This window comes from Natrinema salaciae, assembly GCF_900110865.1.
GTDB classification, from domain to species: Archaea; Halobacteriota; Halobacteria; order Halobacteriales; family Natrialbaceae; genus Natrinema; species Natrinema salaciae.
The window spans coordinates 252,404-278,730 of sequence record NZ_FOFD01000004.1 but is presented as its reverse complement, the minus strand read 5'-3'; the positions used below and the strand labels follow the sequence as shown (position 1 = coordinate 278,730).

At 64.0% G+C, this 26,327-nt stretch carries 19 protein-coding genes; 11 read left to right on the top strand and 8 right to left on the bottom strand.

Features of this window, described 5'->3' with window-relative positions:
• Positions 1-185: 185 nt before the first annotated feature.
• Positions 186-1,004, top strand: a complete 819-nt coding sequence (locus tag BMX07_RS14825; RefSeq protein ID WP_090618876.1) for an AAC(3) family N-acetyltransferase — start codon at positions 186-188, stop codon at positions 1,002-1,004.
• 287 nt (positions 1,005-1,291) lie between these two features.
• Positions 1,292-3,952, top strand: coding sequence for a valine--tRNA ligase (locus tag BMX07_RS14820; RefSeq protein WP_175480164.1), 2,661 nt, complete (start codon positions 1,292-1,294; stop codon positions 3,950-3,952).
• A 94-nt stretch (positions 3,953-4,046) separates the two neighbouring features.
• Here BMX07_RS14820 and BMX07_RS14815 read toward each other — a convergent pair whose 3' ends face one another.
• Entirely contained in the window at positions 4,047-4,751 is a 705-nt protein-coding gene (locus BMX07_RS14815; protein ID WP_090618871.1) for a DUF1405 domain-containing protein, read from the bottom strand.
• Positions 4,752-4,851: 100 nt separating this feature from the next.
• Here BMX07_RS14815 and BMX07_RS14810 point away from each other — a divergent pair, with 100 nt between their 5' ends.
• The 3 genes from BMX07_RS14810 (at position 4,852) to BMX07_RS14800 (ending at position 7,515) form a co-directional block, all read left to right on the top strand.
• A complete protein-coding gene (locus BMX07_RS14810) occupies positions 4,852-5,604 on the top strand; it encodes an acetoacetate decarboxylase family protein (protein WP_090618869.1) in 753 nt (250 codons plus the stop codon).
• A gap of 130 nt (positions 5,605-5,734) precedes the next feature.
• Positions 5,735-6,643 (top strand): pyridoxal 5'-phosphate synthase lyase subunit PdxS, encoded by a 909-nt coding sequence (gene pdxS / locus BMX07_RS14805; RefSeq protein ID WP_090618866.1) that lies wholly within the window; start codon positions 5,735-5,737, stop codon positions 6,641-6,643.
• A 92-nt stretch (positions 6,644-6,735) separates the two neighbouring features.
• Complete coding sequence (locus tag BMX07_RS14800; RefSeq protein WP_090618864.1) at positions 6,736-7,515, top strand: hypothetical protein; 780 nt, start codon at positions 6,736-6,738, stop codon at positions 7,513-7,515.
• Positions 7,516-7,735: 220 nt separating this feature from the next.
• On the opposite strand, the gene BMX07_RS14795 is transcribed toward BMX07_RS14800, so the two are convergent.
• The 3 genes from BMX07_RS14795 to BMX07_RS14785 all read right to left on the bottom strand — a co-directional run bounded on the left by BMX07_RS14795 (position 7,736) and on the right by BMX07_RS14785 (position 11,885).
• Positions 7,736-8,065 carry a hypothetical protein gene (locus tag BMX07_RS14795; RefSeq protein ID WP_090618861.1) on the bottom strand — a complete coding sequence of 110 codons (330 nt, stop codon included), beginning with the start codon at positions 8,063-8,065 and terminating at the stop codon, positions 7,736-7,738.
• 4 nt (positions 8,066-8,069) lie between these two features.
• A complete protein-coding gene (locus BMX07_RS14790) occupies positions 8,070-8,948 on the bottom strand; it encodes a homoserine kinase (RefSeq protein WP_090618859.1) in 879 nt (292 codons plus the stop codon).
• A 126-nt stretch (positions 8,949-9,074) separates the two neighbouring features.
• On the bottom strand, positions 9,075-11,885 hold the full coding sequence (locus BMX07_RS14785; RefSeq protein WP_090618857.1) for a methyl-accepting chemotaxis protein: 2,811 nt from the start codon (positions 11,883-11,885) through the stop codon (positions 9,075-9,077).
• Positions 11,886-12,161: 276 nt separating this feature from the next.
• On the opposite strand from BMX07_RS14785, the gene BMX07_RS14780 reads away from it, so the two are divergent.
• Together BMX07_RS14780 and BMX07_RS14775 are read left to right on the top strand one after the other, a co-directional pair.
• On the top strand, positions 12,162-13,502 hold the full coding sequence (locus BMX07_RS14780) for an ABC transporter substrate-binding protein (RefSeq protein ID WP_090618856.1): 1,341 nt from the start codon (positions 12,162-12,164) through the stop codon (positions 13,500-13,502).
• A 340-nt stretch (positions 13,503-13,842) separates the two neighbouring features.
• Entirely contained in the window at positions 13,843-15,186 is a 1,344-nt protein-coding gene (locus BMX07_RS14775; RefSeq protein ID WP_090618854.1) for an ABC transporter substrate-binding protein, read from the top strand.
• 240 nt (positions 15,187-15,426) lie between these two features.
• On the opposite strand, the gene BMX07_RS14770 is transcribed toward BMX07_RS14775, so the two are convergent.
• Together BMX07_RS14770 and BMX07_RS14765 are read right to left on the bottom strand one after the other, a co-directional pair.
• Positions 15,427-16,701 carry a polysaccharide deacetylase family protein gene (locus BMX07_RS14770; RefSeq protein ID WP_090618852.1) on the bottom strand — a complete coding sequence of 425 codons (1,275 nt, stop codon included), beginning with the start codon at positions 16,699-16,701 and terminating at the stop codon, positions 15,427-15,429.
• Between the two features lie 117 nt (positions 16,702-16,818).
• Entirely contained in the window at positions 16,819-17,448 is a 630-nt protein-coding gene (locus BMX07_RS14765) for a DUF6149 family protein (RefSeq protein WP_090618849.1), read from the bottom strand.
• Between the two features lie 325 nt (positions 17,449-17,773).
• On the opposite strand from BMX07_RS14765, the gene BMX07_RS14760 reads away from it, so the two are divergent.
• Positions 17,774-19,012: an NAD(P)/FAD-dependent oxidoreductase gene (locus BMX07_RS14760; protein WP_090618846.1), complete on the top strand. Its 1,239-nt coding sequence runs from the start codon at positions 17,774-17,776 to the stop codon at positions 19,010-19,012.
• Positions 19,013-19,308: 296 nt separating this feature from the next.
• On the opposite strand, the gene BMX07_RS23855 is transcribed toward BMX07_RS14760, so the two are convergent.
• Entirely contained in the window at positions 19,309-20,619 is a 1,311-nt protein-coding gene (locus BMX07_RS23855) for a hypothetical protein (RefSeq protein WP_139210921.1), read from the bottom strand.
• A 1,129-nt stretch (positions 20,620-21,748) separates the two neighbouring features.
• Here BMX07_RS23855 and BMX07_RS14755 point away from each other — a divergent pair.
• From BMX07_RS14755 to BMX07_RS14745, 3 genes are all read left to right on the top strand, one after another.
• Positions 21,749-21,955, top strand: a complete 207-nt coding sequence (locus BMX07_RS14755; protein ID WP_090619923.1) for a hypothetical protein — start codon at positions 21,749-21,751, stop codon at positions 21,953-21,955.
• Between the two features lie 66 nt (positions 21,956-22,021).
• Positions 22,022-22,432, top strand: a complete 411-nt coding sequence (locus tag BMX07_RS14750) for a DUF7124 domain-containing protein (protein ID WP_090618843.1) — start codon at positions 22,022-22,024, stop codon at positions 22,430-22,432.
• Positions 22,433-22,564: 132 nt separating this feature from the next.
• Positions 22,565-23,098 carry a DUF5815 family protein gene (locus BMX07_RS14745; protein ID WP_090618840.1) on the top strand — a complete coding sequence of 178 codons (534 nt, stop codon included), beginning with the start codon at positions 22,565-22,567 and terminating at the stop codon, positions 23,096-23,098.
• A 562-nt stretch (positions 23,099-23,660) separates the two neighbouring features.
• Here the strand turns inward: BMX07_RS14745 and BMX07_RS14740 are convergent.
• The gene (locus BMX07_RS14740) at positions 23,661-26,078 is read right to left on the bottom strand and encodes a PAS domain S-box protein (protein ID WP_090618837.1); all 2,418 of its coding nucleotides are present in this window, start codon (positions 26,076-26,078) and stop codon (positions 23,661-23,663) included.
• Positions 26,079-26,327: the final 249 nt, after the last annotated feature.

Here is a 26,327-nt window from a genome sequence, read left to right as displayed (position 1 = left end):
GGGTCGGGTGCGGACACACGCGGACGAACCGGCGGGACGGACGCGGACGAACCGGCGGGACGGACGCGGACGAACCGGCGTGACCTCGTCGGTACCGAAGACCGTTCACGGGTCCGTACTGTGTAGCGGAGCGTACTCTCACGCCCGCGACCAACATTTATGACTGGCCTCTGGGATATCGACGTATGAGTGACACGCTTCCCGAGGACCGATCCTCGGACCCGGTCACGGTCGATTCGATGGCGAGCGATCTGCGCGCTCTCGGTCTCGAGGCCGGGGGGACGGTGCTCGTCCACGGGTCGCTCTCCGCGCTCGGCTGGGTCTGTGGCGGCGCACCGGCCGTCGTAGACGCGCTCCAGCGCGTCGTCGGGGCGGACGGAACGCTCGTGATGCCGACGCACTCGCCCGGAAATAGGGACCCCTCCAACATGGGGAACCCACCGGTCCCCGAATCGTGGTACGAGACGATCCGTGAACAGACGCCGCCGTACCGGCCGGCCGTCACGCCGACCCAGGGGATGGGCGCGATCGCCGAGTGCTTCCGCTCCTGTCCGGGCGTTCGCCGGAGCGACCACCCGCAGGTTTCGTTCGCGGCGTGGGGTGCTGACGCCCGGTTCGTCACCGAGGGCCATTCGCTCGACTATTCGCTCGGGGAGGAGTCGCCGCTGGCCCGTCTCTACGATCTCGGCGGCGACGTACTGTTCCTGGGGACGACCCACGCGACGAACACCTCCCTTCACCTCGCCGAGTACCGCGCCGACCTCGATTTCGCCACGGAAGCGCACGCCGGCGCAGTGCTCGTCGACGGCGAACGCGAGTGGGTCCGCTGGGAGGACATCGATTACACCGACGACGACTTCCCGCGCTGCGGCGAGGCGTTCGAGAGCGAACACCCCGACGCCGTCGAGACGGGTACCGTCGGCGTCGGTGACGCCAAACGCTTCCCACAGCGGCGACTCGTGGATTTCGCGGTCGGATGGTTCGAGCGCAACCGAGAGCGCTAATCACGGTCGGTGTCGCTACCGCCGCCGGCACGACGACGAAACTGCTATCACGGTTGCCGGCCCAAGTGATGGATATGCCAGACACCGTCGCGGTCGCGCCCGATCGGTTCGACGGTCCGCGTGGCACCGTTTTCGTAGGGGCTCTATAGCCCCCGATTCCCACCCCGTTTCGACGGATGTATTGTCGCCGACCGGCATTCACCGAGCAACGACCGCTCTATGGACGATAGTCAACCCCACTTTCGGACGACGACGCACCGACGACGCCCGCGACGGGCGGTGAGAGCATGAGCATGGACGCAGAAGCGGACGCCGAGCCCACCCTCGAGGGCGGCTACGACCCCGACGCCGTCGAACCCCGCTGGCAGCAGCGCTGGATCGACGCGGACGTCTACGCCTACGAGGGTGACGAGAAACGGGACCCCAACACCGTCTACTCGATCGACACGCCGCCGCCGACGGTCTCGGGCAGCCTGCACATGGGCCACCTCTACGGGCACACCTTGCAGGACTTCGCCGCGCGATTCCAGCGGATGCACGACGGCGACGTGCTCTTCCCGTTCGGCTACGACGACAACGGGATCGCCAGCGAGCGACTGACCGAATCCGAACTGGACATCCGCCACCAGGACTACGAGCGCCGCGAGTTCCAGGAGCGCTGCCGCGAGGTCTGTGCGGAGTACGAGGCGGACTTCACGCGCAAGATGCAGGGACTCGGGTGTTCGATCGACTGGAACAACACCTACAAGACGATCGAGCCGCGCGTCCAGCGCGTCTCCCAGCTGTCCTTCCTCGACCTCTACGAGAAGGGCCGCGAGTACCGCAAGAAGGCCCCCGCGATCTGGTGTCCCGAGTGCGAGACGGCCATCTCGCAGGTCGAGATGGAAGACGACGAGCGCGGCTCGCACTTCAACGACATCGCGTTCGAACTGGTCGGGGACGACGCCCCCCGCGACGAGTTCGTCATCTCCACGACGCGACCGGAACTGATCCCGGCCTGCGTCTCGGTCTTCGTCCACCCTGACGACGAGGAAAACCAGGATCTCGTCGGCGAGGAGGCTCGGATTCCGATCTTCGGCCACGAGGTGCCGATCATCGCGGACGAGCGCGTCGACATGGAGAAAGGCAGCGGCGTCGTGATGTGCTGTACCTTCGGCGACCAGAACGACATCGAGTGGTACCAGGCCCACGACCTCCCGCTGCGAGTCGCCATCGACGAGTCCGCGACGATGACCGACCTCGCCGGCGACTACGAGGGCATGTCCACCGAGGAGGCCCGCGAGGCCATCGTCGAGGATCTGGACGACGAGGGCTCCCTGCGCGACCGCCGGGCGATCACCCACGCGGTCCAGGTCCACGAACGCTGCGACACGCCCGTCGAGTTCCGCGTCTCCAAGCAGTGGTACGTCGAGATCCTCGATCACAAGGAGGAGTACCTCGAGGCCGGCCGAGAGATGGACTGGTACCCCGAGAAGATGTTCACCCGCTACCAGCACTGGATCGAGGGCCTCGAGTGGGACTGGCTCATCTCGCGCCAGCGCGACTCGGGCATCCCGTTCCCGGTCTGGTACTGCGCGGACTGCGACCACGCGATCATGGCCGAGCGCGAGGAGCTCCCGGTCGATCCGCTGAGCGACGAGCCTCCCGTCGATAGCTGTCCCGAGTGTGGCCACGACGAGTTCGTCCCGGAGGAGGACGTCTTCGACACGTGGGCGACGTCATCGCTGACGCCGTTGATCAACGCCGGCTGGGACTGGGACGCGGAGCGCGAGACGTTCGCGATGGACAACCCCGAGCTCTACCCGTTCGACCTCCGCCCGCAGGGCCACGACATCATCTCGTTCTGGCTGTTCCACACCATCGTCAAGTGCTACGAGCACACCGGCGAGGTGCCGTTCGACGCGACGATGATCAACGGCCACGTCCTAGACGAGAACCGCGAGAAGATGTCCAAATCGCGGGGCAACATCGTCGCCCCCGACGAGGTGCTCGCGGAGTACCCCGTCGACGCCGTCCGGTTCTGGGCCGCCAGCGCCGCCGTCGGCGACGACTTCCCGTATCAGGAGAAGGACCTCACCGCCGGCGAGAAGCTCCTGCGCAAGCTCTGGAACGCCTCGAAGCTCGTCGACAGCCTCGCGCCGCGGAACCCGGACGAGCCCGCCGACCTCGAGGCGATCGACCGCTGGCTCCTCGCGGAGCTCGACGACGCCGTCGCGGACCTCACGGCACACCTCGAGGCCTACGAGTTCGCGAAGGCCCGCGACCGCCTGCGAACGTTCTTCTGGAACACGTTCTGCGACGACTACCTCGAGATCGCCAAGACGCGCGAGGACAACCCCTCGACGCAGTACGCGCTGCGGACCGCCCACCGAACCTTCCTCGAGCTGTGGGCCCCGTTCCTCCCGCACGCGACGGAGGAGATCTGGCAGGCGGTCTACGCGGACGCCAGCGCCGACCTCGAGACGAGCAGCATCCACGTCCGCGACTGGCCCGAGTCGCAGGGCCACGAGGCCGACCTCGAGGCCGGCGAGACCGCCATGGAGGTCATCTCGGCGCTGCGACGCTACAAGAGCGAAAATCAGCTGCCGTTGAACGCCGACCTCGAGTCGGTGGCCGTCTACGGTCCCCTCGACGGCTTCGACGACGCGATCCGGAACGTGATGCACGTCCAGACGCTCACGGTGCTCGACGAACCGCCGGAGATCACGACGGAGGTGGCGTCGATCGACCTCGACTACTCGACGCTCGGCCCAAAATTCGGGTCGAAGGTCGGCGACATCGACGCCGGCATCGAGAGCGGCGACTACGAGATCGACGACGACGCCGGCCTCCTCCGGGTCGCCGGCGAGGAGCTCGAGGACGACCTGTTCGAGGTCGAACTCGAGCGAACCTACTCGGGCGAGGGCGAGATGATCGAGACCGAATCGGCGGTCGTCGTCCTCGAGTAGGGGCTGGGTCCGGTCCGCGTTTCGTTTTCGTCCCGGGATCGTCTCGAGATCGAATCACACCGCGTTTCCGGACGCTCACCGCCCGAGGCGATCGTTACGACCGGTTCCGGGCGGTGTCGACCTTTGTGACCCGGATCGCGAGCGCGAGAAACAGCGCCAGGAGGACGAACGAGACTTCGCCCGCGGCGATCACGCCGAGCGCGTCGGCCTCGAGGAACATGCTCGTCTCGCGCTCTACGGGGATGATCGTGTGATGTGGATCGCCGACGATCGGAACGAAGTAGTCGACGACGAGGTTGCTCCAGTACCAGACGGTGGCGACGGCGACGGCCCACACCGGGAACGACGAGATCCGGTGGAGGACGAACGCCTGGACGACCATCGCGAGGTGGCTCCAGAAGAGGAAGTGGTACATCAGCGGGTGGAGGTAGCCGTAGGAGTCGGCGAAGGCCAGCAGCGTCAGGGGCGTCCACAGTCCGAGCACGACGTTCCCGAAGAACGCGAGCGCGGTGAGCCACGGCTGCTCGCGGCCCAGTTTCCAGCAGCCGATCGCCAGCGCGATAAACAGCGTCGCCAGCGGGCTGTCCGGCACCCAAGGCCACATCGCCGCCGGCGTCCGCGCGAACTGTCCCGAGTAGTACCAGAAGCCGAAGGCCGTCCCCGCGAGGTTGATCGCCACGACCAGCCACGCGAAGCGCAGGCCGAGGTCCTCGAGCGTCTTCGGAACCGGTGCGAGATACGTCGGAAGCGACTCGTCGTCGGGCCGCTCGCGATCGGACAGCCGAGTCGACGCGCTCATCGTCCGGCGCGACGGACGGCGGCCGCAAAACAGTAGCGGTTGTCGCCCCGGACGGCTGCGAACCCGTACCACTACGAGCGGGCCCGTCGTAGGAACCCTCATGACGACGGTCGAACGGACGCGACGACGGCTCTCGACCGGCCACGAGGTCGACCTCCCCCTCGAGCTATCGTTCACGATGGGTGGCGTCACCGTCCCCGCCCGTCGCGGCCGCCTCGAGGCGATCCTGCCGGACGCGCTCTCGTCGCTGGCGATCGCACCCGGGATCGGCTGCGTCGCACTGGTTGGAATCCAGTACCATCGGGTGGGAGGCGGGGAGGGAGACGCGACCGGACTCGAGCCCTACGACGAGTTCGCCGTCATCGTCCCGGCGGTCCGCGGGAGTCGGACGACCCGCCCGCTCGCACAGCTCGCTGACGGCGAACTCGGCGGCTACGTCCACTGGCTCCCGGTCACGACCGAGCCCTCGGTCGCGCTCGGGCGCGAGCTCTGGGGCTTTCCCAAGGAACGGGTGGACCTGACCGTGACCGACAGCCCGGACGGCATCCGCACCGTCGTCGGTAGCGACCGCGGCAGCGAGACCGTCAGGCTCGAGGTGGCACGACCCTGGCTCGACCCTCGAACGCGTGACTGGACGATGACGAGCTACACGATGAGAGACGGGGACCTCCTGCGGACGACGGCGCACGTGCAGGGCGCGGTCGCGATCGGACCTGGCCCATCGGTCGGCACGCGACTCGAGGTGGCGTCGGAGCTGGCGCGGGAACTCGGACTGTGGCAGCGGCCGCTGGCTCGGGTGTACGGGTCACACGTCAGAGCGCGATTGACTGCCGGTGAGCGGGTCGAGACGTGACGCGGATCGGGATCGGACGGACGGATGGACGGTTCCAGGTCGTGAGCGCAACTGCCGACCGGTTTCGGCTCCCGCGGCCGGATCGTTCCCAAAGAACACGCGTAAGTGCCGTGGCTCCTAAGCGCGCAGTATGGCCGAGAACACCGATCTCGAGGAACTGCGACGCGGGACCGATCTCGTCAAGCGCGGCTTCGCACGGATGCAGAAGGGCGGCGTCATCATGGACGTCGTCGACCCCGAACAGGCCCGCATCGCCGAAGCGGCCGGCGCGGTCGCGGTGATGGCGCTGGAAGCCGTCCCCGCGGACATCCGCAAGCGCGGCGGCGTCGCCCGGATGGCCGACCCCGCCGACGTCGCGGAGATCGTCGACTCGGTTTCGATCCCCGTCATGGGCAAGTCCCGTATCGGGCACACCAAGGAAGCGCAGATTCTCGAGGCCGTCGGCGTCGACATGATCGACGAGTCCGAAGTCCTCACCCCTGCGGACGACGCCTACCACATCGACAAGCGCGACTTCACCGCGCCGTTCGTCTGCGGCGCGCGCGACCTCGGCGAGGCGCTGCGCCGGATCGACGAGGGTGCGGCGATGATCCGAACGAAGGGCGAGGCCGGCACCGGTGACGTGAACCAGGCCGTCCACCACCAGCGGACGATCAAGGGGGCGATCCGCAAACTCGAGGGCATGAGCCACGAGGAGCGAGAGGCCTTCGCTCGCGAACTCGAGGCACCCGCCGAACTGGTCCACGAGACCGCCGAGATGGGCCGACTCCCGGTCGTCAACTTCGCCGCCGGCGGCATCGCGACGCCCGCCGACGCCGCGCTCATGATGCACCACGAGTGCGACGGCATCTTCGTGGGCAGCGGCATCTTCGGCGCGGAGAACCCGCCCGAGATGGCCGAGGCGATCGTCGAGGCGACCAACAACTGGGACGACCCCGAGACGCTCGCCGAGATCTCGAAGAACCTCGGCAAGAGCATGAAAGGCGACGCGAACGTCGACCTCCCGGAAGACGAGAAGCTGCAGGGTCGCGGCGTCTAACCGACTGCCGGTGGGACCCGTTTTCAGGCGCGCCGGAACTGCGACTGATCGGCAAGCGCGCCCGTTTTATACGCATCCCGCGTCTCACTTGTATGAGCCAGGCACTGTCCCCGACCAGCGTCGAGCAACTCGCTCACCGACTGACAGCGGAAATCGAGCGGCTGCTCCGGGAACCCACGAGCAGCGAGTCGGACGAGACGCGGGCGGCGACGGTAGCGGAACTCCTGGACGTCGTCGAGGAAGTCGACGACCTCCTCGAAACGATCGATTTCGAGCGGCTGCCGGATGCCGTCGATGTATCGGCGTTGCCAGACCTCGTCGAGTTTGACGGCCTCCCGGACGCGATCCGTGAGAAGGATCCGGACCCGGCGCTGGACCTCAGCACGATCGGGGACGTCATCACACTGCGCGAACTCTGGAATACCGTCGATATCGCCGATTTCGCACGGGAGCTGCGACAGCTCAGGCGCGAACTCGAGGACGTCGTCGGCCCTGACGCGTTCGGATCGTCCGGTGACTCCGAGGCGGCAGCCGAAATCAGGAACTTCGTCGCCGACGTGAAACCGGACGCGACGAACGCTGCGCTTCAGCAGGAGGCCAAAAAGGGCGCAAAAGCGGCTCGCAACGGAGTCATCGACGGTCATTCGAAATTCGAGGCGCTGTACGAGTCGACGCAGCGCGGCCCTGGCTACGCCGGCCGGCGGCCGGTTTCGAAGAACCCAACTGCGGTCTCGTCGGTGCCGTACGGCCCGCTCCCGGCCGGCGTTTCCACGAGAGTCTCGACGGTGCCGGCGACCGTTCGACACGCGAAGGTCGATGCCCTCCCGCGGATCTACGGTCGACGCTGGCGGAGCGTCGCGGAGCGGCCGTAACACGGGGCCGCGTCCGTTGAGATGTCGGACTGTGGTCCATCGCTTCCGGTAGTGCGCCGAACGCCCCCCGCATACGGGAACGGATTCCTGACTGTCACGGAAAGGTATCAATCGGGATACGACCCGTAACAGCCGGCCTACCGAGCGGTAGGCTGCCGGTATCTTCGCCGTGAGCCGTGTTACCGGCCGCCGGCTGAACCCGCGTCCGGCTGACCGGCGGTCACGACCGCGTTGCGAGCACGAACGACAGGAACAGCAGGTACGTCACGACCGCGCCGATCCCCGCCGAGAGAATCCTCGAGGGGGCGACGGCGATGCCGACGCCGACGAGACCGAACGCGCCCGCGAGCGTTCCCGCCTGAACGGACGGCCGCTCCCAGTACCGACGGACGGCCTCGCTGTGGCCGAACGCGACGGCCTCGAAGGCGAGCGTTCCGAGGCCGCCGACCGCCAGAAACGAAACCGAGAGCGGTGCGCCCGCAACGGCGAGACCGCCCGCGAACGCTCCGAGGGCGATGACCGCGAGGACGCCGTCGGTCGTCAGGCTCATCGGCTCAGCGATACAGCGTGGCGCCGTCGCTGACGGCGGTCTGGTACGCGCGGCTCTCCACGCCGACCGCGTCGAAGGCGTCGACCATCGCCGAGGCGATCGCCCGCCGGTCGCGGCGGTGACAGACCGCGAGAATCCCCGGTCCGGCACCACTGACCGTCACGCCGGTCGCGCCCGCCTCGAGGGCGGCCTCGCGAACGCGGTCGTAGCCGTCGATGAGCTTGGTTCGTTCGGGCGTGACGATATCGTCGGTCAGGCCCTCGCCGACGAGGACGGGGTCGTCTCGAGTCATGCCGACGGTCAGCGTGGCGGCGTTGCCGACAGTGGTGACGACTTCGTCCATCGTGGCCGACTGGGGGACGACGCCGCGCGCGTCGCGCGTGGAGACGGAGATTTCGGGGAGACAGGCGACGACGGGAACGGACGCGTCGACCTGCGTGACGCTGTCGTCGGTGACGACGGTGAAGCCGCCGAGCAGGGAGGGCGCGACGTTGTCCGCGTGGGCCTCGCCGGAGACGAGCGCCTCGCCTTCGGCGGCGATGGGGACGAGCTCCTCGCGGGAGCGGCCGCGGTCGTAGAGCGCGTTCAGCGCGACGGCCGCGGCGGCCGCGCTCGCGGCCGACGATCCGAGTCCCGACGACGGACGGACGCCCTTGTCGATCCGGATGTGAGCGGGGGCGTCGAGCGCCTCCGCGACCGCACCGACGGTGTTCTTGGCGGGATCTTCCGGGATGTACTGGCTGCCCGCGCCGGTGACCGTAATCGTCGTCTCCGGGGCGCGCTCGACCCGGACCACGTCGGCGGGCGTTCCGAGAGCGACGCCGAAGACGTCGAAGCCACTCCCGAGGTTCGCACTCGTCGCAGGTGCCCGCACGGTGAGCATGCCGATTCCTTCCGAGACGGCAGTCAAAAAGGTAGCGAACGACACCGACCAGCCCCCCCGGCGGTGTCGTCGGCGGTTCGAACCGCAAGCGCGTCGATGGCCGTCGTCGTGGGACCGCTCGCGGTGTTACTCGTCGTCGCTGGTCGCACCGAACGTGAACACGTCGTCGCTTTCGCTCTCGTCGTCTTCGGCGTCCGAATCGTCGGTGGCGTCGTCGACCGGCTCGTCGCTCTCGTCGGTCGCGTCGGTATCCGCTTCGGACTCCTCGAGCTCGGTCTCCGGCTCGGGGTCGACGTCCGCGAGCGGGTCAGCCGTGCCCGTCGGTTCGGTATCGATGTCGCCCTCGCGGTCCTCGAGACCGAGGATATCGTCGGTACCGTTCTCCTCGTCGGCAGCGTCGGCCTGCTCGTCGACCGCATCGCTCGCGAGTGCAGCGTCAGTCGACCGGTCGGCGTCGTCGGTGTCGGCGTCGAAGGTGATTCCGCTATCCCCGCCCTCGTTGCCCGGCTCGCTGCCGGCCGCGCCGTCGGCGTCGAACTGCGGTTCGGCCGCGTCCAGTTCCGCGTCGATGTCGAACGTCGACTCGAGGTCCACGTCGTCGCGATCGACGTCGGTATCGAACCGATCGAGCGCTTCGGACAGCTGTGACGCCTGTTCGGAGAGGCTCGAGGCCGACTTCGTGACTTCGGTCAGTGCGGTGGTCTGCTCTTCGGCCGCGGCGGCGACGTTCTCGGCTTCCGAGGTCGTCTCCTCGGAAATCGTCGCCGCGTCGTCGACCATCGCGACGACCTCCTGCGTCGAGGCCGCCTGTTCCTCGGTCGCTGCGGAGATCTCCTGGACGCCCACGTTGGTCTCCTGGGCGAGGTCGGCGATCTCCTGGAGCGCACTGACCGCCTCCTGGACCTGTTCGCTGGCGTTCTCGATGTTGGTACTCGTCCCCTCGACCTCGGCGGCCGACTCCTCGGTCCGTTCGCGGATCGCCTCGAGTCGGTCCTCGGCCTCGTCGGCCGCCTCGGCGACGTCCTCGGAGAGCGCCTTGACCTCCTTCGCGACGACGGAGAAGCCTTCGTCGTCGCTGCTCCCGCCGGCGGAACGGGAGGCCTCGATGTTGGCGTTCAGCGCCAGCATGTTGGTCTGACGAGCGATCTCCGAAATCGTGTTGATCAGTTCGTCGATCTGCTGGACCTCCTCCTCGAGCCGGCGCATCTCGTTGACCGCGTCGCCGGCCTCGGTTTCGATATCGTCCATGGCAGTAATCGCCGCTTCGGCGGCTTCCTGCCCTTCCCTCCCGGTGTCGACGGTCCGTTCGGCGATGTCGGCGACCTCGTTCGACGAGGCCGCGATCTCCTCGGTCGTCGTCGAGAGGCCGCTCATCTCCTGGTTGACCGATTGGAGCGACTCGTTCTGGCGGTCCGCGCCGTCGGAAATCTCCTGAATCGACTCGGTGACCTGTTGCGAGGCGGATCGAACCTCCTCGCTCGAGGCGGTCACCTGCTCGGAGGCGGTCGCGACGTCGGTCGCGAATCGGTTGAGCTCGGCGATGGTCTGCTCGATCTCGTCGAGCATCTCGTTGAAGTCCTCGCCGATCTGCTGCATCTGTTCGTTCTCGCTCTCGACGGTCGCGCGGGCGGTGAGATCGCCGTCCGCCGCGCTGCCCATGACCGCGCAGTACTCGGCGGCTTTCTCCTGGAGGTGATCGTTGATCTCCTGAACGCGCTTGCGTTCGCGCTCGGCTTCCTCGCGGGCGGATTCGGCCTCCTCGATCTGCTCGCGCAGGGCGACGCGCATCGAGTCGAAGCCGTCGTAGAGCCGGCCGATGTTGTCGATCCGCGTGGTCTCGAGGTCGACGTCGAGATTCCCGTCCTCCATCTGGCCGGCCTTGTCCGTGAGTCGGTCGATCGAGACGGCGGTGTTGCGTCCGAGGACCGCACCGACCGCGCCGATCATGAGGATGCCGAGGAACGTCGCGTAGATCCCGTACTGCTGGATGCCCTGGACGTACCCGAGCGCCTGACTCGAGGGTTCGTGTCTGACGACTACCCAGTCGGTACCCAGCACGCGCGCCGAACTCGTCACGTATTTGCTCTGGTCACCGTTCTGGAAGCGGTACGGGTCGTCACCGAAGGCCAGCGACGACGCCGAGACCTTTCGCGTGGTCGCCCCCTCGGTCCGGGCCTTCTGCAGGAGCTTGTTGCTATCCTCGTAGGCGAGACCGAGCGTCGTGTGGTTGGTCTCCCCTCCGTCTTGCTGGTTCCCGTCCTGCGCGCCGTAGCCGGCGTTGTCGAGCATGATCTCGTTGTCGCCGTCGACGATCACCGTCGTGATGCCCTCCTCGTCCTGCAGTTGGTTCGCGTATGCCTCGAGATCGGCGGTGTAGACGATCGCCCGGTCCTCGTTCTCGGGCGAGAGCTGGACGTAGGTGATCACGGTCGTGTCCTGGCCGAACTCGCCCGCTGCGAGGTAGGCGTCGGAGACCCAGGGCACGTTCGTCGACGCGCTCGAGTAGGCCTCGCTCGGAACGTTGTCGATCTGGCTGGTCGAGACCCCGCGGAAGTTCTCGTTCGTGCTCGCCGTTACGGTCTCGTTGGTAAGGTCTACGTAGGAAATATCGAACGTATCGGCGTCCAGGTGTTCCTCCCAGTCGAGGAACCGACTCTGGATCGCCGCCGGATCGTCACTGGCGACGACGTCCGATCTGGCGATCGTCCCGATCGTGTGTTCGTTCTGTTCGTTCCACATCTGCAGGCTCTGTGCTTCCTGCCCGGCCGCAGACGCGTGATCGCTCTGCACTCGATCCTCCACCTGATTCGAGATAGCCCCCGTTGCACCGTATCCGATCAGGCCGACGGACAACCCGAGAATGAGCAACGCGATCCCGAACTTGACCGCGTACCTGCGTCGGATAGCTGTCGGCACCAATCGTCGAACGAAATCCATGGATAGGGAACGCGTGATTTCGTCACTACATAAATTGTCATCCTCAGTTATCGGAGCTGATAATCGCCTTCGGATGGGGATTCGGTGGCTCTTCCCCATTTTCCACAAACATTGGTGTGGAATTTGTTTGCATTGTGGGGAATCAGTCGGAGTAACTCTTTTGCACGATGTAGACCATCAGTTTTTGACCGCGGGCGATTTCTCTCAACGGATGACGAGCGTCCGATGATATTCTTCGCAAACGTTAAGAAACATAGGTAGAAACGACTGTCCAATATGGACGACGCAGACCGCGAACGTGGTGACGGGGGACCCGCTTCGGCGGGCGGCCGACGACGCGGACTCGACCGACGGCGGCTACTCAAAACGACGGCGGGTGGGGCCGCCGGTCTCTCGATGGCGGGCTGTCTCGGGACGGCCGGATCGATCGTCGGGAGCGACGACGTCGAGCCGGTCACGATCGGCGTGCTCGCGCCCGATCCGGGGAGCGATTCGACCGGGCGTGCGATCGTACGTGGCGCTCGAATCGCCGTCGACGAGCTCAACAACAGTGGCGGCATCCTCGGCCGAGACGTCGAACTGGTCGTCGGCGACACGAACGCGAGTCCGCTCGAGGCCCGTCGCCAGTACCAGCGACTCATCCTCGAGGAGGGGGCCGACGTCACCGTCGGAGTCTCCACGTCCGAAGCGCTCGTGCCGTTGCTGGAGGATATCGCCGAGCAGGAGACGGTTCACCTCACGGTCGGCTCCGCGACGACGACGGCGAGCCAGAAGGTCACCGACTCCTACGACGACTACAAGTATCACTTCCGTCCCGGCCCGGTCAACGGGACGAATCTCGCACAGGCGCAGATCGACTTCCTGACCGAGATGGGCGGCGATATCGGCTGGGACTCCATCGCCGTGCTCGCCGAGGACTACGCCTGGACCGAGGGGCTGTGGCGGTTCTACCAGAGCCAGCTGCCGGAGACCGACATCGACGTCGAGCTGTGGCGGCGGTATCCCCCGGCGACCGACGACTTCTCCGATATCTACACCGAGGTCGAAGAGGCAAACGCCGACGCGGCGTTCATCTCGACCGCCCACACCGGGACCGCTGCGCTGAAAGACTGGCGACCGGAGGAGCGCGACTTCGCGTTCGGGGGCATCCACGTTCCGATGCAGTCGCCCTCGTATTACGAGCTGACCGACGGTGCCTGCGAGTACGCCATCGGCTACGCCAGCGCGACCCCGACCGCGTCGCTGACTTCCGAGACCCAGGACTTCGTGTCGAAATATCAAGCCGAGAACAACGGTAATAGCCCAGTCTATACCGGCTACATCGCGTTCGACGCGGTCAAAGTGTTCGCCGACGCCGCCGACCGGGGCGACACACTCGACTCCGAAGAGTTGATCGACCCGCTCGAGGCGACCAACTTCACCGGGACCACCGGAATCATCGAGTTCCACGGGCCGGAGCACGAACACGCTCACGACGTCATCTACGGCAAGGAAAACGTCCACCCGGTCTACTTCCAGTGGCAGGAAAACGACGACGGCGACGGCGTTCAGGAAGTCATCTGGCCCGAGGAACACGCGGCCGACGACGCCGAATACGTGACGCCGGACTGGCTGTAGACCCCCAGGTCGGCGGTCTCCGTGTACGCAGCGAGCGAATTCAGCCGTGAACGGCGGGCGTGAATTTTTGGGTGGGCGTTCGTCCGAATCGGATTCCGCCAGCGACGGTCGGACGGCGATGGTGGTCGATCGGCCGACAGTAGACTCGAACCTCGGCTCCGGTGCCGCGTTCTTTGCCTCGTAAACCGCTACCTCCAGGTATAGCTGTCGGTGGTCGCGAGCGTGCTTCTGTCTCGAGCGAGCCCACATGTGCTCTCTAACCTATGTGTGTCTGTGTGACAGTTTAGTATGTTACTTGCCCACAACTGTTATGACGTATAGGAATAGAGTACGGTGTAGTATGACTGAACGCGGGTGTCACGGTGGGGAACCGACTACCGACTCGGTTTCCGACGGGCGACCGAACGTCTCGAATCGGCGTTCGCTTCTCAAGACGGGCCTCGGCGGCGCGACCGCGGTTTCGTTCGCGGGCTGTCTCGGAACTGCCGGATCGATCATCGGGAGCAGCGGCGACGAGCCCCCGATCACGATCGGGGCGCTGGCACCCAGCCCGGACAGCGACTTTATCGGCCGATCGATGATTCGTGGGGCACAGGTCGCGGTCGACGAGCTCAACGAGGCCGATGGCATCCTCGGTCGAGACGTCGAACTGGTCGTCGGCGACACGAACGGGAGCCCGCTCGAGGCCCGTCGCCAGTACCAGCGACTCATCCTCGAGGAGGGAGCCGACGTCACCGTCGGTGTCTTCGCCAGCGAGGCGTTGATGAACATCGTGGACGACATCGCCGAACAGGGGACGGTCCATCTCACGTCCGGCGCGGCGACGACGGCGGCGAGCCGGCTGGTGAAAGAGCAGTACGACGACTACAAATACCACTTCCGCGTGGGGCCGAACAACGATCACGACCTCGGACGGATGCAGGTCGACTTCATCGACGACATGGCCCCCGACATGGGCTGGGACTCCGTCGCCGTCCTCGCGGAGGATTACGAGTGGACCGAGAAACCGTGGTCGGTGTACCAGAACCGACTCGCGGATACGGGAGTCGATATCGTGATGGAACAGCGGTACCCGCCGGCGACCGACGACTTCGCCGGGATCTACGACGAAGTCGAGGAGAACGGAGCGGACGCGGTCTTCATCACGACGGCACACACCGGGACGGCAGCGCTGCTGGACTGGGTCTCGCCCGAGCCGCGGCCGTTCGCGTTCGGCGGCATCCACGTTCCGATGCAACTGCCGTTGTACTACGAAGCGACCGGCGGGGCCTGTCAGTACGGCGTCAGCCAGAGCAGCGCCACGGCACAGAGTACACGTACCGACAAGACTCGGCCGTTCGTCAACGCCTATCAGGAGGCCTACGACGGAGCGAACCCGGTCTACACGGGCTATCACACGTACGACGCGGTCGCCCTGTTCGCCCACGCCGTCGAGGAGACCGGGACCCTCGATTCCGACGCCCTCGTTCAGCTGCTCGAGGACGTCACGTTCTCCGGGAGCTCCGGAACCGTCGAGTTCTACGGGCAGGATCACGACTATCCCCACGACCTCAAGTACAGCAGCACCGATCCGGATCCCGTCTACTTCCAGTGGCAGGAAAACGACGCGGGCGAGGGTGTCCAGGAGATCATCTGGCCCAAGTCGCGGGCGACCTCGGAGTACATTTCCCCGCCGTGGCTCTGATCCCGCTACGTGCCCCTTCGCCCGTTCCGATTCTGTCCCGCACCCTCGACGGCGCGGTCAGTCGCGACAGCCTCGAGCGTCCGTTCGCCCGCACGCGGCGACCGCTGCCACCCAGCAGTGCGCTCGCCGCCGGCATGGAGTGCGCTCGCCGCGTGCAGCCCCATCGGCAAACCGCTGCCCGGATTCGAACCGGCCGGACGCGGAGCCGCTCGGACCCCGCTGGCCCGCTCGCGAACGATGTCAGGTGTGAGCGAGGTACTCGTTCTCGAGGTCGCCCGGCAGGATCACGTCGAGGTCGCCGGCGGCCTCGTGCGTCCGGACCGTCTCGAGGGCCGCTTCGAAGGCAGTGAGAAACTCGCCCTCGAGCTGGTGGAAGAACAGGGACGTGATCCCCCGCATCGCGGCCGTCCGCTCGATGGCGGTCTGCACCTGCTCGGCGCTGGGTTCGCCGATTCGTGACGTCTGCCGCGGGTTCACGGCGTACCCCTGAACGGGGCGGCCGCCCGCGAAGGCGAGGTCGTGATACTCGTCGACGAGCTCGAGCGTCCGCTCGTCGTACTCCCCGAACGGGTACGCGAAGTACCGCGCACCCTCGTCGAACCCTTCCGCCTCGAGCCAGGCTTTGCCCTCGCTGATCTCGCGTTCCTGCCCCGCCGCGTCGAGTTCCGGGAGCCGCGGGTGGGAGTGACAGTGGTTACCGACGACCCAGCCGGCGTCGTGGAGTTCGTGGACCTGCTCGACCGTGAGCCGGGGAAAGCCGCCGGGGTCGTCGGCACCGCGGGTCTGCGCTTCGATCCGGCCGGGATTGACGAACGTCACCGCGGGATAGTCGTACTCCTCGAGCAGCGGGAGGGCCGTCGTGTAGTCGGTGACGTGGGCGTCGTCGAACTGGAACATGACTTTGCCCGTTTCGGGTCGCGGGACGAGGTGGAGGTCGTCGAGCCAGACCGTCCGCGCCTCTTCCCCCGACCAGACCAGGATGTGGACCTCGCGAACGGCCCCGGAATCGAACTTCGGCTCGATCGCGTCGACGCCGAAGTTGTACCGCTCGAAGGGGAGCCCGCCCTTGACCGCGCGGCGGTAATCGATCTCGTTCCCGTCGTCGTCGACGAGCCGAAGCCAGGGGACGACCAGCTCGTCCGTCGCGACGGCGAGCCCGGGAACGACGTCGGAGAAGTCCCGCGGCTCCGCGAACGTCGTCGTGATTCCGCCCGTCCGTTCGCCCGCCGGGACCTCCAGTTTGGCGCTCTGCGTGCCGACGACCGCCCGATTCGCGTCGGCCGAGAGCGTCCCGCTGAACGACTCCCACGAGTCGAGCGACTCGAAATCGTCGAGCGTTCGGAGCGGTGACGGCTCGTCCGTCGGCGTCGGATCGTCGGGTTCGCCCACCGGTGGCGACGCCGAGTTCCCGGTCGAGTTCGAATCGGAACCGGCCGGCGAATCGGCGTTTCTGGAGGCGGAGCAGCCGGCGAGACAGAGCGACGATGCGACCGCGAGATATCTCCGTCGGTGCATTCGCGACGGAAGATGTCGGCCGCTGATATTGTTACGACTCCGTTACTTCCGTCTCGCTCGACGTAACAGGGTCCTACCCGAAAACCGGGTGCCGATCGAAACGCCAACGCCTGCCGGTCAGCGATCGTCGTCGACGTCGACCACGTCCGACACGTCGACGTCGTCGGGTTCGTCCCTGCCGCCGACGACGAGCTCGCCGTCGTCGTCGACGGCTTCGCCGTCTGCTCGTTGCGTCTCCGACGCAACGCTGGTCTCGACGTAGACGTCGTCCGCGAAGCCGCCCTCAGCGTGGGGGTGGTCGGGATTCTCGAGCTTCTCGGGCGTCGCGGGCGCGTCGGGGAGCCCCGCCGGCGGCGCGAACTGCCCGAGCGGCTCGTCGATCGTCACGTCCCAGCGTTCGAAGAATTCGCGGTAGCGGTCGTAGTGGGCCTCGAGTTCGTCGGCGGGGAACTCCATCATCTCGGTCCAGCCGTGGTTGTAGAAGTCGAAGTTGGCCTGAATGTGGGTGATCTCGCGGGCCTCGGCCTCGGAGTATCCATCCTGGAGCGCCCGCAGGTAGGCGTCCATCGTCGCGTCGAAGAGGCCGTCGAGGTGGGCCGTCCGTTCCTCGGCGCGAGCGGGGTCGGCCTTCCCCGCGAAGATCTTCGTGTGGAGTGTGACGAGGCCGGCGTTCGCGACCGAACGGACGCCCGGCGTCTCGAGTGCCTTTCGGTAGGCGAAGTGTTTCGCGTTCTGGCGGAGTTTCATGTCCCCGTCTTGGGAGAGGGGGCTAAAGAACGGTTCGGGCAACACTGTTAGGGCTGGTCGCGCTCGCTCACGCCGCCGGGCGGCGGGTCACCCGCGCCGCGGCCCTGCCGCCGTGCGCTCGATCGACCCTCGGCGTCGAGTGCGCGACCGTCGGAGATCCCAGCAAACCTTGCTCTTTCGAGAAATGGTATCGAAATCCTCGAGTCAAATACACTCTGTTGAACATATTCGGGGTTGAGTTTACGATCGTTGTGTCGTGGCGGCCGCTCCGGCAAGATAGACGAGATAGCAACCCACTTTAACCCGCATTACGAACGTTCGGGATATGACTCAGTACGTCATCATCGGTGACGGGATCTCGGGCAGTTCGGCTGCCGAGACCCTCCGGGAGGAAGACCCGGACGCGAAGATTACCGTCATCACCGATGAGGGGGAGCCACTGTATAATCGGATTCTCATCAAGGAACACGCGAAAGGAAAGCTTCCGGAGGCCCCCATCTCGATCCACGACGAGGAGTGGTACGAGGACCGCGATATCGAGCTCTCGCTGAACACCTACGTGACGGGCGTCGATACCGATGCGAAGGTGGTCAACACCCACACGAGCGGCGAAATTCCGTACGACAAACTGCTCGTCGCGACGGGCGGGACGCCGACACAGCTCCCGGTCGAGCACAGCGACGCGGATGGGATTCACCACTTCTGGACGTTCGAGGATGCCCGCTCGATCCGAGAGAGCGCGGAAGCCGCCGACCGCGGGGTCGTCGTCGGCGCTGGTCTGCTCGGAATCGACTTCGCCGCCGTCTGCGGCGCACAGGGCGTCGAGGGCAAGTACCTGATGCGAGGCGACCGCTGGTGGCGCTACGCGCTCTCCGAGGACGGCGCGGACATCATCCACGAGGGCCTCCGCGAGAAGGGCGTCGAACCGGTCTTCGACAGCGGCGTCGATCACTTCGAGGTCGACGACGACGATCGCGTCACCGCCGCGGTCGACCCCAACGGCGAGCGCTACGAGTGTGACTTCGCCGGCGTCGCGATCGGGCTGACGTTCAACACCGAGTTCCTTCGCGGAGCCGGCATCGAACAGGACAACGGGATCGTCGTCGACGAGTACATGCAGACCAACGTCGACGACGTCTACGCCGCGGGCGACATCACGCAGTTCTACGACGTCCTACTCGGCGAGCAAGGGCAGAACGGCTCGTGGGGCTCGGCCAAGGAACAGGGTCGGGTCGCCGCGGTCAACATGGCCGCCGACGAGGAAGCCGAGGGATTCCAGTGGGTCTCGTCGTACTCGATCACCCACTTCGACTTCCCGTTCCTCTCGTTCGGTCACCCGACGCTGGGCGACGAACACGCCGAGCGACGCTACAGCGACACCGAGTGGCGACGCATCGCCTTCAAGGACGGCAAGATCGTCGGCGGCGTCCTCATCGGCGACCTCTCGCCCCAGAGCAAGTTCAAACAGCTGATGCGCGAACAGCGCGTCGTCGCCGACCAGGCCGAGGTCCTCCTCGAGCAGTCCGTCGATCTGGACGAACTCGCACCGCAGCAACAACAGTAGCCCGATCGGTTCCGGTTGTTCACAGTCGTTTTCTGATTCCCCAGCATACCACGCTTTCCATGCGTCCGTCATCGATCGTACGCCAGCTGCCACAGCTACAACCGGATTAGTGGTTCGAAATGGTTAGTCAGGGACATTGGTCAAGTTAACCACACCTATGAATGATAAAAATCTAAATGGAGAAAATATGTTTTGATTATTTATTCATTTAAAATTTATCTGCAGTAGAATCGACAGCAAATGGATTCAGCACACAGCGAGGAACAGACTTGTTACGGATATCGGAATGGTATCTCTTATGGAATTATCTTGGTAATCATCGCCGTTAGGTCCCATGCACCGTATGTGAGTGTCTGACGATAGTTCTCCCATCCATCATATACGTCGATCTCCATCGTGCTACCCTCGTGATATCCAGCCCCTACGATAGCATGGCCATTGTAGTTATTCCCCTTCTTTTTATTGGTACGTGGACGATCTTTTGTTTGTATTTCTGGTTTACCGAATGGATTAGGAATGTCGGGGAGCTTATAATTGGTTAACATGAAGGGTCTCCCTGAATCGATCTGAGATCGAACTAGCTTCTTGCTGATGTTGTGCTCATTTTCGCCATTGTATGAATTATCAAGAAAACCAAGTTCATCGGATATTTCATCGATTCCGTCATCGACATTTTGGGTCTTGCTCCATCCTTCGTCATCAGTATCCATCAGATGATGAAGCGCGTCACAGATCTCTTCTCGTTTTTCAACGTTTTCGTCATTGTTTGGCCATCCCTCATGATACATGATGATCTGAGTTCCCGCGATAGGATTACAGCCATCCCATGAATCCCAGCTATCCGGTTCCATTCCCCGACTTGCAGGATAATCTAGGTTTCCATCACCGATATCTCCTACTGGATCGCCCTCTCCGTAGTGTCCGTCCCACGCGTAATCATCAAAATCAAGACTCACACCGCTATATGACCTGTATTCCGCTTCTGGAATTGAGCTTCTGCTAGTCAGTCTATCCCACTCTGATTTTACGTCAATATCAGTACTCTGAACTGCAAGTGGTTCTGAGGAGTTTCGAATCGGAATACGTCGTTGCCCCTTCAGATCAACCATCTCATCATCAGATGTTTGTATGCCAAATCTTAATCCACCTTGATACAGCAACCTTCCAGTTGAACTGGCACCTACCTCCTTTATCTTTTGTTTAGCTTGTTTCAAGTTGGAACTCGGTGGGTTTGAGTTTCCGTATTCAATCACAGGTGGACGCTGGCGGTTAGCAGAAATAGTTATATGGCCTACAATTTTGCTTGTAAAAAAGCTGTGTCTTTCTACTGGAAAAACGTACACAGCGGGACGATACTTATTGTTGGAATCCTGTTCATAATACAAGGTTGGTTCACCTGGAACTGCACCAGACCAATGTCGGTGATCTTCCCGGACTTGACTATAAAAGAAAATCCTTCGTTGAGCAATAGTCTTTGCCGCATTTTCGGTAATGAATTTAGAAGACTCTTTAGAACTCACGCTCCCCACCAATTGGGATGTTGCCAGACCTGTACTAACAAGCGTTTTTATGGCTGTACGGCGACCACATCTGATCTCACTTACCATACACCAAGTATGGTAATAACTAAATTAAAAACTTTCTCTTCGGTATACAGTAACCCGTGCTTCTGAACGGTTGACACTGTTAGTTCGATACCTCCTCGATGCCTTCGCAAGGTCAGTCCCGCATCGGCTGAAGACATCGATTTCTAGTAGCTTCAACCCTGTGCTGATTGCGGTGTACGACCGTTTTTCTCACCATCTAGCTCCATCTGTTTTCATCGATCGTAACTTGTGACAACTCTGGTGTCGACAGTTCATTTTATATTTCCTATTTTATTCATTCCATTCCAAAATGCGTCGCGAGAACGGTCAGCACCAAGTAATTCGAGCTCTCCAACAACCTCCCGAACCACAATTCTATTAAATACAGGCGCATCTCGATCACCTCCATGGTGTTTGAACTTAGGGACTATTTGGCGCTATAGGCATCTGGCAGCATATTTAGATATACCATAAAGACAACAGCCACAAGGAAGGTCACACTCCCTATCAATAGAGACCGTTTCAAATCGTAGAAATAGAACCCAACTATCCCTGGGAGGAGAGCGACTGTCAATGACGGAAGAACCGTCATATAGAGACTATCCGGAACTGTCTGATCAAGCCCTGAACTATCAAACGCAATGAGCCAGAAGATGGTTACTAGAGGAACGACAACGATAGAGACGATGGCCGTCGTTACTACGCCGATTTCTCGAAATCCGACATACTGTCTAAGAGAGCGCGTAGCTGGCATATTTCGATCTTCAATTTCAATGATATTATGTTTTTTGGTGCGGACGCATTTCCATCACAGAGAATGATTGCTTGGAGCTTTATGCGCCGTCTCTTGGCCCACCACACATGGGTAGCTTTCTTCTTGATATCGATGCTACAAATGAACTACTCGTTCGAAACACTCACTGCAGTAAGTAGTAATGATTTCATTGATATCTGATCAAATCCTAACGAGTCAGTTAGTGATTCCCATACACGTGTGGAACGTATATACTCCAAGTTGGCCTGGCTTTCTCAGTACGCCGTCTCGATCGGCTTACACGACCATTGAACGACAGCGTGCGTGCGCTGTATCGGAAGCGACGCGCGAGCCATGAGACAGAACTGTGAAGCCCTATTACGAAATTTGGTAAAAATAGACATGGCTGTCAGTGACCTCCGCCGTCGATCCTTGACCCTCGAACGGGTCGAGTCGGTTGCGACGGACGCGACCGTTCGCCACGTCGATCAGCTCGATCCCGAGCCGCTGGCGGTGTTCTACGAGGCAGTTACGGACGAAACGAATCTCGAGCCGGGCGAGGTAATCGCCTTTACGGAGTACTACCGCGTCCAACGGGAGTGAGTCGGCCCGTCGCCGAGCGCTGCCCGTATCGAAGTCGTTTTCCCGACTGCACGCGTTCGATGACGCATGAACGGCGACAGCGACATGACCCTTGCCTTCGAACTCGAGGCGCTCAAAGAGCTCGCCTCGCCCGAGCGCGTGTTCGAAGACGCCAGAGGCTGGACCGAGTACATCGGCGTCGTCTCCGAGAAACCCACCTACGTCGTGACCAACTTCACGCGGAAGAACCGCATTCGTCAGGACTTCTTCTCTGGCCCCCGCGGGAAAGCGGAGAGTCTCGAGGGGGTCAAAGATCAGTTCGACACCGACCGCTACGTCTATATCGGTGCCGACGACGAGGACGAACAGCTGGCCGACGCGGTCGGCTGGGAGTACCTCGCCGTCGAGGACGCGGCCGACGCGGCCGACTGGATTCTGGCGACGACGACCGAGGACGAGGACGCGGACGCGGAGCAGGTCCGCGACGACTGGCCCTAGCTACGGCCGCGCTGTCAGGCGCCCACCGGCAACTATTCTCGCGGTTCGATCGCGCGTCGTCCGGCGACGGCCCGTCCACACGGCTCCCCTCGAGTCGTCGCCCTTATGCCCGGCCCACACGTACGGCTGGCAATGGCAGGACCCAGCGCTCCGGGTTCCGACGGCGATCGACTCGAACTCCCCTGCGGGGAGTCCGTCGATCCCCACGAGATCGATCTGGGGATGCGCGAATACAACTGCCCCTGTGGCGATACCCACGGGGTCGTGACCGACGTGCATCCGCCATCGCGCTTTTTCCCGGAATCGCTCGTCGCCGTCCTGCAGGAGACGATCGACACCGACGACGAGTTCGAGGAGTTCGGCACGCCCCACCTAATGGGCGTCGTCCTGGAGGAGTTCCCCGAGGCGGTCGCCATCCACGACGCGAGCGACGACGGCGCGGTCGGCTACACGCTGCTGTGGCTGACCGACTTCGACGCCCGGCGACTCCACGAGGTCGTCGTCGAACTCGTCGTCGAACTCATGGAACACGCGATCAGTCACGCCGACGACGACGACGCGATCACCGAGTTCGAGTCCCAGATGCTCGAGTTCGACGTCGCGGCGTTCGTCGACCAGTACCGCCGACAGCGCGATTTCGAGAGCGAGCACGACCGGCCGCTTTGACACGCTCGCCGCCGGAGCGACCGTGAATTCCGAGTGGGCAATCGCGGTCGATAGCGGATGGGTCTGTTGGGCGTCGCGGACAGCGCATCACATCACGACCGTTGCACGAGAACGACGCCGTACCCACCCAGGCCGATCCCGAGCAGAATGTAGACGATCGCGGGAAGATCGTACGCAATAGTGTCGGTCGATTGCCCGACACCGACTACGAGAAGCGCAATCCCGATACCGAACTGGAAACCCACCCGCGCTCCGGAACGCGTCACCATGTTGGGCCCTCCGACGTATCGTCCATACCGCAACATGATACCGGATGCACATAACTCGGGTGCAACGTGAAACGAGTTTGACGATCGGGTTCGACAGGGACGTCTCACTCGTTCCGTCCCTTCACGGGTGCTCGAGCAGAGACTCCGTCGTCTCACGTACGACGCACACGGTGTCCACTCGCGGACCGTGCGTGGGTCGCGCGTATCGCAGCGTCGGCGCACACCGCCCGTTCACGCGGTCTGCGAACCCAGCGGTCTCGACCTAGTTGTCCGGTCTGCGAGACCGGCGTCTCTCACCCCTCGAGCGAGATCGCCAACCGGAGCCCACCGGCCTCGCTCTCGCCGACGGTGACGGACCAGCCGTGGGCGTCGACGACCTCGGAGACGATCGCCAGCCCGAACCCGGTTCCATCAGGAGACGTGCTGTAGCCCGACTCGAGAATCTGCTCGCGGTCGGTCGACGGGACGCCGGGGCCGTCGTCGGCGATCGCAAACCCGTCGTCGGTGGGTTCGACCGTAATCGTCACATCGTCACCGACGTGCTCGCGGGCGTTCCGGAAGACGTTCTCGAAGAGAACGGAGACGCGGTCCTGGTCGGCCTCGACCGTCGGTAACGGCTCGGGTCGGTCCAGATCCAGGCTCGGGTCGACGGTGCGGTGAGCCCGGTCGACGACGCCGTCGAGGTCGACCGGCTCCGTCTCGGTCAGCCGCTGGCCGCTCCGGGCGAGCGTGAGGACGTGCTCGATGAGGTCATCCATCCGGTCTAACGCCCACGCGATCTCCTCGCGGTAGCTCTCGCCCTCGGCGTCGACGTGGGGTTCGAGGTTCTCGAGGTGGCCCGCCGCGAGGGTCAGCGGATTCCGGAGGTCGTGCGAGACGGTGCTGGCGAAGGCGTCGAGCCGATCGTTCTGGCGCTCGAGTTCGGCCGTCCGATCGGCGAGTTCGCACTCCCGGCGGGCGCGCTCGAGCGCAGCCTCGAGGTTGGCCGCGAGGATGCGAGCGAGGGTGAGCGTCTCCGGATCGAAGTCGTTCGGCGTCGTCGAACTGACGATGAAGATCCCTTCGTCGCCGAGCGGGATGTGGGCCTCGCTGCGGATCGGCGTCTCGGGATTGCGAACGTTCTCGGCGTGGCGGACGTCGCCGTGAACGATCGCTTCGCCGGCCTCGAAGGCGTCCCAGGCGATGCTGTTGCCGGGGCCGATGGTCGGCACCGAGCCGAGCAGCGCCTCCGTTTCGTCGGTCATCGCGACGGGGACGAGAACGCCGTCGTCGCCGTCGTTCTGCGACGAGTTGGCGCTCGCCCCGGTCGCAGCGGACCGTCCACCGGCTGCTGCGTCACTCGAGACACGTCGATCCGTGCCGTCCGCGTAGAGGTGGATGGCGTTGATCTCGAGCGACAGCGCATCGTGTGCGATCTCGCTGGCCACGCGAGCGACGTCGTCGGTGCTCTCCGCGGCCATCAGTCGGCGGGTCCCCTCGTGGAGCCGACGGATTCGCTGCTCGCGTTTCGTCCGGTCGCTGATGTCGCGGATCGCGCCGACGCTGCCGGCGAACGTGCCGTCCTCGTCGACCAGCGGTGCGACGTTGTTCTCGACGAGAAACGGTTCGCCGTCGACTGGTTCGAACTCCATCTCGAAGGTCCGCCACTGCCGATCGTCGTCCTTCAGGATCATCTGCAGCGTTTCTCTCGCCCGTTCGACGTCGTCGTCCGACAGACAACACGATGGGTGATTGCCGACGAGGTCGGCCCGCGTCGTCCCGAGCGTGTCCGCCATCGCGTCGTTGACCATCTCGATCTGGCCCGTCTCGTCGAGGGTGTACATCGGGTCGCCGACCGTATCGACGAGGGTCCGGTATCGCTCGAGTTCGCGCTCGCGTCGCTTCTGTTCGCTGAGATCGGTGTAGATCGCGTACTCGAGAACGTCGCCGTCGATCTCGACTGCGAACCCGCGCAGGAAGAAGTTCCTGCGTCCGTCCGTCGTCAGTCGCTCGACCTCGGCCGTCACGACCTCGCCGAGACCGACGGCGTCGGTGATACACACCGGCTCATCGTCGTCCGGAATGAGCAGGTCGTCGATCGATCTATCGGTGATCTCCGCTCGTTCGTAGCCGAACATCGACTCGAACGCCGGATTGACGTCGACGATGCGGTCGGTTTCGGGAAGCTGTACGGTGATAGCGACTGGGTCGGGACTGTGCTCGAACAGGGCGGCGAACCGAGCGCGCTCGGACCGAAGAGCCTGTTGCGTCGGGTCGGAGCGGTGCGGATCGGCGTCCGGTTCGTCGCCGTTCGCACGGGCGGCGTCGTCGAGGATCGTCCGAAGCTGTGCCACCAGCCTGTTGATCGACCCGTCGACGCCCCTCGGGACGTATCCCGACAGGCCGGTCGCGATAGCGTCGCTCGCGAGCCGTTCGTCCCCGTCGGCGGTGTAGAGCAGGAACGGAACGGTCGTCACGTCGCTCGCTTTGACGCGCTCGTACAGCGACAGCGCGTCCGTCGTTTCGAGATCGTATTCGGTGATAACGCACGTACGTTCGGTCGCGTTCGCGAGCGCGTCGCGGAGGGCTGCGGGCGTCGAAACCGGATCGATCGTCAGCCACTCGGCAGCCGACCTGAGCCTGTCGACGGTCCGCTGACGGACTGCGGGATTAGGGTCGAGGTAGATCGCGGTGGTAGGTTGCCGGAAGCGGGAGGAGCCGAACGCAGCCATCTAGTTGCTCCGAAGAGACGGAGCGTGCCATCATAAGGTATGCGGCCGTGTGTGCCGGACGTTCCGTCTGTCCTGCGGGGAACGACCGCTCCTCGGCACGCGAGACGTTCACACCCACCCAGTGGAGCGCGGTCGCTGGTGGGAGAAACCGGTGAGTTTCGGGACGACCTGCCGCCGAGGGTTCGAATTTCGAAAAGCCATTTCGAGATTCGTACTGTATCGTGGGGCTTATTACGATGTGCGAACTCC

Excerpts from the sequence above, each read along its gene's own strand:
- pdxS (WP_090618866.1), top strand. The coding sequence starts at position 5,735 with ATGGCCGAGAACACCGATCTCGAGGAACTGCGACGCGGGACCGATCTC.
- BMX07_RS14795 (WP_090618861.1), bottom strand. The coding sequence starts at position 8,065 with ATGAGCCTGACGACCGACGGCGTCCTCGCGGTCATCGCCCTCGGAGCG.
- BMX07_RS14815 (WP_090618871.1), bottom strand. The coding sequence starts at position 4,751 with ATGAGCGCGTCGACTCGGCTGTCCGATCGCGAGCGGCCCGACGACGAG.
- BMX07_RS14770 (WP_090618852.1), bottom strand. The coding sequence starts at position 16,701 with ATGCACCGACGGAGATATCTCGCGGTCGCATCGTCGCTCTGTCTCGCC.
- BMX07_RS14765 (WP_090618849.1), bottom strand. The coding sequence starts at position 17,448 with ATGAAACTCCGCCAGAACGCGAAACACTTCGCCTACCGAAAGGCACTC.
- BMX07_RS14790 (WP_090618859.1), bottom strand. The coding sequence starts at position 8,948 with ATGCTCACCGTGCGGGCACCTGCGACGAGTGCGAACCTCGGGAGTGGC.
- BMX07_RS14785 (WP_090618857.1), bottom strand. The coding sequence starts at position 11,885 with ATGGATTTCGTTCGACGATTGGTGCCGACAGCTATCCGACGCAGGTAC.
- BMX07_RS14780 (WP_090618856.1), top strand. The coding sequence starts at position 12,162 with ATGGACGACGCAGACCGCGAACGTGGTGACGGGGGACCCGCTTCGGCG.
- BMX07_RS14820 (WP_175480164.1), top strand. The coding sequence starts at position 1,292 with ATGAGCATGGACGCAGAAGCGGACGCCGAGCCCACCCTCGAGGGCGGC.
- BMX07_RS14750 (WP_090618843.1), top strand. The coding sequence starts at position 22,022 with ATGAACGGCGACAGCGACATGACCCTTGCCTTCGAACTCGAGGCGCTC.
- BMX07_RS14810 (WP_090618869.1), top strand. The coding sequence starts at position 4,852 with ATGACGACGGTCGAACGGACGCGACGACGGCTCTCGACCGGCCACGAG.
- BMX07_RS14825 (WP_090618876.1), top strand. The coding sequence starts at position 186 with ATGAGTGACACGCTTCCCGAGGACCGATCCTCGGACCCGGTCACGGTC.
- BMX07_RS14800 (WP_090618864.1), top strand. The coding sequence starts at position 6,736 with ATGAGCCAGGCACTGTCCCCGACCAGCGTCGAGCAACTCGCTCACCGA.
- BMX07_RS14775 (WP_090618854.1), top strand. The coding sequence starts at position 13,843 with ATGACTGAACGCGGGTGTCACGGTGGGGAACCGACTACCGACTCGGTT.
- BMX07_RS14745 (WP_090618840.1), top strand. The coding sequence starts at position 22,565 with ATGGCAGGACCCAGCGCTCCGGGTTCCGACGGCGATCGACTCGAACTC.
- BMX07_RS23855 (WP_139210921.1), bottom strand. The coding sequence starts at position 20,619 with ATGGTAAGTGAGATCAGATGTGGTCGCCGTACAGCCATAAAAACGCTT.
- BMX07_RS14760 (WP_090618846.1), top strand. The coding sequence starts at position 17,774 with ATGACTCAGTACGTCATCATCGGTGACGGGATCTCGGGCAGTTCGGCT.
- BMX07_RS14740 (WP_090618837.1), bottom strand. The coding sequence starts at position 26,078 with ATGGCTGCGTTCGGCTCCTCCCGCTTCCGGCAACCTACCACCGCGATC.